This window comes from Holospora obtusa F1, assembly GCF_000469665.2.
Classification (GTDB): domain Bacteria; phylum Pseudomonadota; class Alphaproteobacteria; order Holosporales; family Holosporaceae; genus Holospora; species Holospora obtusa.
Window position 1 is genome coordinate 1 of record NZ_AWTR02000024.1, and the last position, 8,956, is coordinate 8,956.

Genomic DNA, 8,956 nt, shown 5'->3' on the forward strand with positions numbered 1-8,956 from the left:
GACTTATCAAATAGTCGCTATACATATCAAGAAGATCCAGTTTCATTTTTTGTCCTTAAAAACTTACAGACGAAAAATATGATTATTTCAAGCAGAAATCAACTATTGCTGCGTAACATCAGTTACTATATTAGATTGTTATCTTGCTTTCCGTAAATACAAAGAATATTTACATGTTGAGTGGATCAGCTTTTGTTACCAAATCTTCTTGAGCGATGCGTAAGTGTCATGGGCAACGCCTCATTTCATAAAGGTAAAAAGATGATCGAAGATGCAAGGCATACTTTACCATACTGCACCTTCTATATTCTCTTGGGTTCTTAAATTTTACCGAAAAAAAGTAAGCTTAGGAAAAGCAAATTCGCTGTTCCACTCATTTCTTTTATTGACGATCTTTTATCATCACTTTCTATAACCTTTTTATGCCAGGTTGACTGTAAAAGTAAGATGAAAAAGCAACTTACATCTTTCGTGCTCCTTCACTTTCGGTCTTGTCTGAACATTTGTTATATTTTAGCTTCTCTTCCCCAGCCAGCTCGTTCAAAACGCATTGAGCCCATAAGCTTTTTTAGCTTCTTTAAAGAGCTCATAAACATTAGTTCGAGAAAATTAACTAATGCGGAGAAAAGTGAATGCGTAATTTTTTCCATTTATGATATTGATCAAGCGGTAAGGGAAGAGGATTGCAACTAGGATCAAACGCAGCAGCTACAGCGCTTTCTGCAGCAATGGCATAAGCTGGATGTGCTGTAGTTCCGCCTAAAATTGTAGCTTTAGAGACTGTTGCATCAGGATTCAGTTCCAGCTCTACCAACACTACCAATTTTTCTCCGTTTTCTGACAGTGCAGGAAGTCTCCAAGCATTTTGCAATAATGTTTGAACGCGATCTAAGATACTTACGGCGATATCCTGCCCTACTTGGCTTGCTCCGTAAGAAAACTCAGAATTTGGATCAACTTCTGGAGTTTGAGCAGAAGGCCCTTTAGGATGTTCTGAAATGTCTTTTAATATACTATGAACATCCTCTTCTCCTGAATTTTTTTGAGACGATTTTGATGAATTATTTTTTTTCTGTTTTTTAGATGAAGATTTCTTATGTTTTTTAATTTTCGTACTTTCCGTGTTTTTTTCTTCTAATTGGTTCAACATTTCATCAAATGAAAAAGTTTTCTCTTTTTGACTAGAAGTCTCTTCTGTAACAGAAGAACTTTTTTTTTGTTCTTTAACACATTCAGATTTCGGTTTAGATTTGGGGGCTCTAGAAACTGCAGCAAAATTTTGAATGTCTAGTGGAATTGTGCACACAGAAGTCTGCTCTGGAAAATCTACCTTAGAAAAATGGTGGCTAAAAAGAATTCCCATTCCGACTAAACCGTGAAACGTTAGTGATATGATCCAATTTAATGCTTTCATTTTTTCCTATTTTTTTCGACGACTTCTCTTTTTTTTCAAAATATTTTTTTCTTGAGCTTCAGTAACTAACATAAGCTTTGTAAATCCTGACTGAGAAAGTTGAATCATCAACTGTACCAAGTGTTCGTAAAGTAAAGATTTGTCTGCTTCGATATAGATCGTTTCTTGATGATCTGGATCTAAAATTTTAAGACGTTCAAGAAGCTCATTAATACTAATCTGTTTGTCTTGAAACCAAAAACCCCCATCTTTATGAATAGCAATTGTTAAGGGGATACTTTGATTTTTTTTAGCAATTCCGGGCCCACCTTTTGGTAAATTGATACACACATTACTATGCATCAACGGGGTAGTTACGATAAAGATAACCAATAGCACCAGCATCACATCCACAAGAGGAGTTACGTTGATTTCTGAATGTGACTTGATTTGTCGCTTGTGTCGATTTAATTTCATGAATCTTACCTTTTTTAATGATCAAGGTGTGCTACATTAACAATTCGGCAAAATCCTTCCAATTTGGTCATATAGCTTTGTATGTTAAGGGTTAAGCGATTGTAAGCAATCGCTGCTGGAATAGCTGCTACTAATCCAATAGCAGTTGCAAATAGTGCTTCTGCCATACCAGGAGCAACTGCCGCAATGCTTGTAGATCCAGAGCTCGCAATTCCTTTAAAGCTGTTTATAATTCCCCACACAGTTCCAAAAAGTCCTACAAAAGGAGATATTGATCCAATAGTGTCAAGTGTCCCCATACTCTTCATTAAATAATCTCTCTGATTTTCTAGGTATGCTTCCAAAATGTTTTCTACTTTTTGCCGCCATACAGAAGAAGAACCTCTGCGAGATTCCCTTGCAAACAGACTAACGACATACGCGAACGGCATAGTCCAAGAGCACGGACGCATCTGTTCCCAGTAAGTTGAGGATTCCTTTTCAAAAGCCTCCTGTGTCCTTGAAGCTTCTTGATACAACTTACGCAGCTGCAAAAATTTTCCTATCATAATACTCCATGAAACGACAGATGCCGCCAAGAGTCCGATCATTACGCTCTTGATGATCCAATCTGCCTGCCAAAACAATCCCCAAAGCGAAATATTTTGAGATATTTGCACAACTACTTCTTCCACAGCCGGATTTTCCTTTCTAACACGATTTCATAATGATTTTTCTATTATCTCAGAAAATTTTCTACAAAACAACTCTGCTCTTAAGAATATGTACGTATCAAGGTTAACGTAAGGCTTGCGTATATTAATTATTTTTTTATTAGACCTATTGCGTAATAAATTAATTTTGAAGAAACAAGAGTATAGGGAGCGCAAATCAAAAAATTCTTCACGACAAAAAACATACAGAGATTGGCAACACCTTCAAAACATGCAAACGTTTGAGGGAGAACATGTTATTTGAGGCTATTAATAAGTAGAAAGGCCCCTAATGGGCATGGAGAGCAAATCATTTTAGGTCTAAAACGTCTGGTCTCGACAGATATGTACTGTTTCTTTTGCAACATGATATAGTAGTTAAGGTAAGATTCGTGAGCAGGTAAAGCACGACGTTCAGTAATCGAAGGTAAAAAATTTAGGCTATATGATGTGAGATTTTTTTTTCTAAGAACAGCTCTTGCATTCTAAAGCTTCAACTTGATTTATTATAATTTTGCACAAGAAAAAAAAAAACTTATGAAGGTAGACCTAAAGTTGTTACCAACGAAATAATTAATATAATTTTTACAATTGTACGCTTAATTACAGATAAATACGAGTGAATATTGTTTAAGTTCAATTTTAAACACTGTTGATTTAGATGATTTTATTTTTTTTAAACTGATTTTACTCTTGCATAATATAAAAAAAAAGTATAAAATGAAAAAGCCTTAAGTAGACAGGTTTTTAAAAGTAAATGACCAGATCTGAAAAGAAGCAATCGCTTTTAAAATATCTGGGTTATTTAAGGCTCTTACTAAAATTTCTAAAGTGTATAATTTAAAAATTTTGTAGTAACTAATAAAAGTTTGGCGTTTTTTTCAATAATAGAATAATGAGCAACATCTTTTAATAATGTTCAAAAATAGTACATAGCAAGCGTTTCATACGAATGAAATAATTTGAAAAAAGTTGTACGCTGTTTATTTAGGTTATTGTAATTAAAAATATTAATCGTTTTAAAGCATTGCAAATACAAAAGATTGCTCTTAAAAAATTATTTTTTCAGATATAGTGAGTGCTTCCGATTATATATTTTTAGTCAGAATTGTTCATCAGAGAGATGTACCACGAAAAAACAGCTAATTGAGTTTAAAATCCCTTCTAGAAAACATTATTTTTACCCCCTTTCTGAGCGTTTTCTTTTGCTAATTTATGCATTTTTTCTAATTTTTTTTTAATTTTTTCCATTTCCTCTTGTCTTTCTTTCAAATATTTTTGAAATATGGGGTTTTCTTCTATATTTTGTTGTATCGTTTTTTTCGCAGATTGGGGCGCAGAATTGTCCGCAAATCTCGGAGTCTCCTGCGGAGCTGCAATGGATGTATTGCCAAGTACAGCAAGGGCACTTAAAGCAAAAAATATGCCTGTAGTGGGTAATTGATTAAAATTTTCTAGTTTTAACATTTTAGATCACTTTTGAAATTACATTCGTAATTCTAACAAAAAAATATTAATTTATCATTGTAACGTAAATCGAGTGTAGATCGTTTTTAAATTATAAAAAAAATATTTAAATAAGGGAAGTGCATCATAAAAAAATCTTATATTGTAAAAAAATTAATTGATTTCTTATCGAAATGCAATGTTTTGCTAACTTTTTGACGCAGTTATGGATCACGTTCGTACATCCAAGACAAAAAAATGATTGCAACGTTCTAATATAAAATTTGAAACGAAATCGATGCTTTTTTGCAACTATAGTAAAAAAAAATATATTAAATAAATTTCTATATTAAAATAATAAAAGTGAAAATAAAAAAATAAATTTTTAAATTACCATTGTTGAAATTTTAAAAAATGATTTTTTGTAAATTTAACTAAAATTTTATATATTTTTTTTTGATGTTTCTAAACGCTTGTGTTTCTATGAAAAGCTTACTAAAATGAAAAAATATTATAGATTAAGCTTTAAAGAAATGGATTATTTTCGTATACAAGGCGGTATTCCTTTGTCTGGAACCGTTGCGATCAATGGTGCTAAAAATGCGGCTCTTCCTTTGCTTGCAGCTTCTTTGCTCACAGACAAGCAGTTGATTTTAGATCGAGTTCCTCTTGTAGCAGATGTTTTTTCTTTAAAGCTTTTGTTAGAACATTTAGGCGTTAGAGTTCAGATGAACTCTAAAACATTTGTTGCTCAAGCAGAAAAAATAGATTCTGGTGCACGCGCAGATTACAATATGGTAAGAAAAATGCGAGCATCTATTTTGGTGTTAGGCGGATTGTTGGGAAGGTGTGGAAAAGCTCAAGTTGCCTTTCCTGGTGGGTGCGCTATCGGGGTGCGTCCTGTAGATTATCATATTGCAGGACTGCAAGCCTTGGGAGTAGATGTAAGCGTTTACGATGGGTATATCCATGCCTTTGCTCCTAAAGGCCGCGTTTCTGGGGGAGTTTATAAGTTTCCTCGCCCCAGTGTTACGGGAACACAAAATTTATTGCTTGCTTCTGTTTTAGCAAAAGGTGAAACGCGCCTTGAAAATATAGCACTAGAGCCGGAAGTTTTATCTTTGGTGCAATGTCTAAAGCAAATGGGAGCCGTTATTGAGGGGCAGGGAACATCAGTTCTACAGATTCAAGGAAAAGATTCTCTTGAAGGAACTCATTTTAATATTCTTCCAGATCGCATCGAAATTGGAACATACATTGTGGCAGCGTTGATGAGTCGTGGGGAGCTGACCTTAACAGGCTGTGCTAAAGAACTTATGGGGTCTTATGTGTCTTTGCTGACGCACATTGGTGTGCCTATTCGCGAAGTTTCTCCAGGAACTTTTTATATCAAAAGTCCGGATTATTGGAGCGGATTCAACATAAGAACTCAAGTATTTCCAGGGTTTCCAACAGATTTGCAGTCTCAATTTACGGTACTTGCAACTCAAGCAGAAAATTCTTCTACTATTGAAGAAAATATTTTTGAAAATCGTTTTATGCATGTAGGTGAATTGTCTCGGATGGGGGCGAATATTACTATTAATGGATCGACTGCCTACATTAAAGGAAAGACCTCTCTTACGGGCGCAGAAGTTATGGCTACAGATCTTCGCGCTTCTGTATGCCTTGTTTTGGCGGCGTTGGCTGCTAAGGGAGAAACCATCGTAAATCGAGTATACCATTTAGACCGAGGGTACGAAAATCTTCCGGGAAAATTATTGTCGTGTGGAGCGAAAATAGAGCGTGTTTGCCCAAAAAGATCTTTGTAATTGTTTTTTGGTTTTATCACTTGAAAATATGTGTTTTTATCTAAAAGTGTTAAATTTTTGGTTTATGCAAAGCGTTGCAAGATTGATGTAAGAGTTCATAGGAGATTTTTCTTAAAAAGTATCATTAGATTTTTTAAGAAAAATAAAGTATAATCTTTTGTAATGTTGATCTATTCTCTTTGAAAAATTTCTAAAAAGCTTTTAAAGACTCCTGATTTTTCGATTTTTTTGTCTACATAATCTAACAACTTTTTTCTTGTTTCTTCTATTGATTCTACATATTTTTTTATTTGCAAAATTTTTTGTTCTTGCTCAAAGTACACTGGGTTTTCTATTAATGAAAATCTTTCCTTTTGAAAACCATAAAAATCTTTTTCGTGTTCAGGAATTTCTTGGGCTTTTATGATCACTTCCATGATGGAACAATACTCTTCTATTCTTTGTATAGAATCTCTAAAAAAGATACTAAGTTCATAATTTTCTCTTATTTTTTTTCTACCTTCACCAATAAATCCAGATTTTATTAAAAGGCTTGATGCCAACTGATCTTTATATCCTTCTACGTATTGCACAATTTCTTTTTTTTCTCCCAAAGTGTGTAAAACTTTGATAATGTTATTTAACTGATCCAGGTGAACGCAGCCCAAATGTAAAAAGAAATTTTCTATCATAAATTTTGCACTTAAACTTTTTTCTTCTTTTGTGCGTCGCTTCAATTCTTTTATAGATTGTTTTAGTAATTTTCCAAAACACGAATAAACTTCATCGATTAATTCATTCTTTTCTTTAAAAGAAATTCCAAATTTTTCTTTGTGCGTCACTTTAGCTGACACCTTTTCTAACTCTTTGTTGAGCATAGCGTTTATTTGGGGGGTCAAGACCAATAAAGATAAAGTAACGAGCACTTTTCTTATTTTTTGAGACCTTTTTTTTGTGTTACCTAACCAAAAATTAAATTGATCAAAAAGCTTTTCCATACAATACAGCTCCGAATTAATTAACTTGTCCATTTTAAGGTCAATATTTTTGAAAGTAAAGATGGGTTACATGCAGTTATAGTGAAATTATATCAAAATTTTCGAATGCGCACGATATGTAAACAAAGTCACTTAATTTAAGCGCTTTGATTGCCTAAATTAAGCGAATAATTTAAATTTTCCATAAACTTAAATTTAAAAAATATTTAAGATTTAATTTTTATGTTTTCCTAAACATTAAAACGAAAAAGCATAACATCTCCATCTCTTACAACATAATCTTTGCCTTCCGTAGCCATGCGCCCTGCGGTTTTTGCTCCATATTCACCATGATAAGCAACGTAATCTTCCCAAAAAATAACCTCTGCCCGAATAAAACCTTTCTCAAAATCACTATGAATACATCCTGCTGCTTCTGGAGCTTTTGCGCCCTCTCTAACCGTCCAAGACCGAGTTTCTTTTGGGCCCACAGTGAAAAAAGAAATTAATCCCATAGAGCGATATACCTGACAAATAATGTGCTCGAGCCCCGTATGGTCTATACTTAAATCTTTTAAAAAAACAGATCTATCATCTTGCGAAAGTTGCGCAATTTCGCATTCTACTTGTGTGCTCATCCAAACAACGGGCTTTCCATTTGCATGCTCTAAGATAGCGTCACGATAAGGAAAAGTTTTGCCCATTAAATCTTGTTCAGAAATATTGATAAGATAAATCATAGGCTTTGCTGTCAAAAATCCCAATCTAGAAAGAATAATTCGCTCTTGCAAAGTCCAATTAAAACTTTGGAGCAATTTTCCACTCTGAAGGTAGGCTAACGCTTGTTCTAGAATATGTTTAACATCTTTTCCAGATTCAATAGCCTTGTGTTTTTTGGACAATTGACGCTCTGCACTCTGAAGATCTGCAAGCAAAAGCTCTGTCTCAATAACATCCATATCAAATAACGGATCCACTGCTCCGTGTACATGTATGATTCCATCTTTTGAAAACGCACGAACAACTTGGACAACGACGTCTACTTGCCTGATGTGAGATAAAAATTGATTACCCAGTCCATCTCCTTTGCTTGCGCCTTTTACTAGACCGGCAATATCAACAAATTGAATTTGAGATGGAATAATTGACTTAGATTGAGCAGCCTTTGATAATAAATCTAGGCGGGAATCAGGAACATTGACAGAAGCAATATTAGGTTCAATAGTACAAAAAGGATAATTTTCCGCCTGAGCTAAATTACTTTCCGTTAACGCGTTAAACAATGTCGATTTTCCAACATTAGGAAGGCCAACAAGGCCACATTGCATCACAATTTCACCTGTTTTTAGATGAAGAAGGGGACACGATGGGTCTGCGACGCTCTTTAATTCTAGAAGATTTTCCACTAAGCCCTTCTAAATAATACAATTTTGCGCGACGAACAACTCCTCTGCGCAAAACTTGAATACTTTCTATCACATGACTATACAAGGGAAAATTTCTTTTTATGCTCACACTTCCCACAACACGTCGCACAACAAAAGAAGAGTGAAGACCGCGATTTCTTCTCGCGATACAAATTCCTTCAAATCTTTGAATACGAACACGCCCTCCTTCACTTAATGTAACATGAACACTTAACGTGTCTCCTGGTGAAAAATCAGGAATTGGCTGTTTTCCTTCCATTAGCTCAGCAATTTTCTTTTGATTAAATCGTTCTAAAAGATTCATTGTAACCCATATGAGATAACTTTTGACAGTAAGTATATCATAAAAAATTTTAAAATGCCAAGATCATAAGTAAGAGTTTGATTGTTTCAAAAAAAAATAAAACAGCTTGATCATCTATGATGTACGACCGCTTAAACTAAATTAAGCTGCTGTTTAGTCTCAACAATATGTGGTCAGGATGAATTGTAAAGTATTGAGGATAAATTATCCACTGGTTTAAAATAAGTTGCCAAAGCGTTTTTCCTTTAATAGCTTGAAGTCTTTTGGCAAAATTATAAGCTATGAGATAAGCATGCAGATGCTGTTTGAGCTGATCATGAGATGCATCATAAAAATTATTCACAGTTGCTTCTTGAGTTCTATTCATCCGTGCTCTATTGGCCCAAAAGTGCTTGATCGTTGTCTTTTGATGCTGAATATTATTTTCATTACAGACACGCTGAAATATAT

8 protein-coding genes and 1 pseudogene are annotated in these 8,956 nt (G+C 34.2%); 1 reads left to right on the plus strand and 8 read right to left on the minus strand.

All coding sequences use genetic code 11. The annotated features are described in order from the left end of the window. Positions 1–613: 613 nt before the first annotated feature. From P618_RS00940 to P618_RS00955, 4 genes are all read right to left on the minus strand, one after another. Positions 614–1,414, minus strand: coding sequence for a hypothetical protein (locus P618_RS00940; RefSeq protein ID WP_021827929.1), 801 nt, complete (start codon positions 1,412–1,414; stop codon positions 614–616). A gap of 6 nt (positions 1,415–1,420) precedes the next feature. Next, positions 1,421–1,870 (minus strand): ExbD/TolR family protein, encoded by a 450-nt coding sequence (locus P618_RS00945; RefSeq protein WP_021827930.1) that lies wholly within the window; start codon positions 1,868–1,870, stop codon positions 1,421–1,423. A 14-nt stretch (positions 1,871–1,884) separates the two neighbouring features. Next, positions 1,885–2,544, minus strand: a complete 660-nt coding sequence (locus tag P618_RS00950) for a MotA/TolQ/ExbB proton channel family protein (RefSeq protein ID WP_021827931.1) — start codon at positions 2,542–2,544, stop codon at positions 1,885–1,887. Between the two features lie 1,182 nt (positions 2,545–3,726). Next, a complete protein-coding gene (locus P618_RS00955; protein ID WP_021827933.1) occupies positions 3,727–4,029 on the minus strand; it encodes a hypothetical protein in 303 nt (100 codons plus the stop codon). A gap of 512 nt (positions 4,030–4,541) precedes the next feature. Between P618_RS00955 and murA the strand changes: the two genes are divergently transcribed. Then, complete coding sequence (murA, locus tag P618_RS00960) at positions 4,542–5,819, plus strand: UDP-N-acetylglucosamine 1-carboxyvinyltransferase (RefSeq protein ID WP_040458133.1); 1,278 nt, start codon at positions 4,542–4,544, stop codon at positions 5,817–5,819. A gap of 170 nt (positions 5,820–5,989) precedes the next feature. Here murA and P618_RS07650 read toward each other — a convergent pair whose 3' ends face one another. From P618_RS07650 to P618_RS00980, 4 genes and pseudogenes are all read right to left on the minus strand, one after another. After that, positions 5,990–6,412: a hypothetical protein gene (locus tag P618_RS07650; protein WP_156918939.1), complete on the minus strand. Its 423-nt coding sequence runs from the start codon at positions 6,410–6,412 to the stop codon at positions 5,990–5,992. A 614-nt stretch (positions 6,413–7,026) separates the two neighbouring features. Continuing rightward, positions 7,027–8,109: a redox-regulated ATPase YchF gene (gene ychF / locus P618_RS00970; RefSeq protein WP_156918940.1), complete on the minus strand. Its 1,083-nt coding sequence runs from the start codon at positions 8,107–8,109 to the stop codon at positions 7,027–7,029. A gap of 1 nt (position 8,110) precedes the next feature. Then, complete coding sequence (gene rplS, locus P618_RS00975; protein WP_021827937.1) at positions 8,111–8,506, minus strand: 50S ribosomal protein L19; 396 nt, start codon at positions 8,504–8,506, stop codon at positions 8,111–8,113. A gap of 136 nt (positions 8,507–8,642) precedes the next feature. Beyond that, positions 8,643–8,956 (minus strand): annotated as a pseudogene (locus tag P618_RS00980) (IS481 family transposase); the annotation flags it as partial.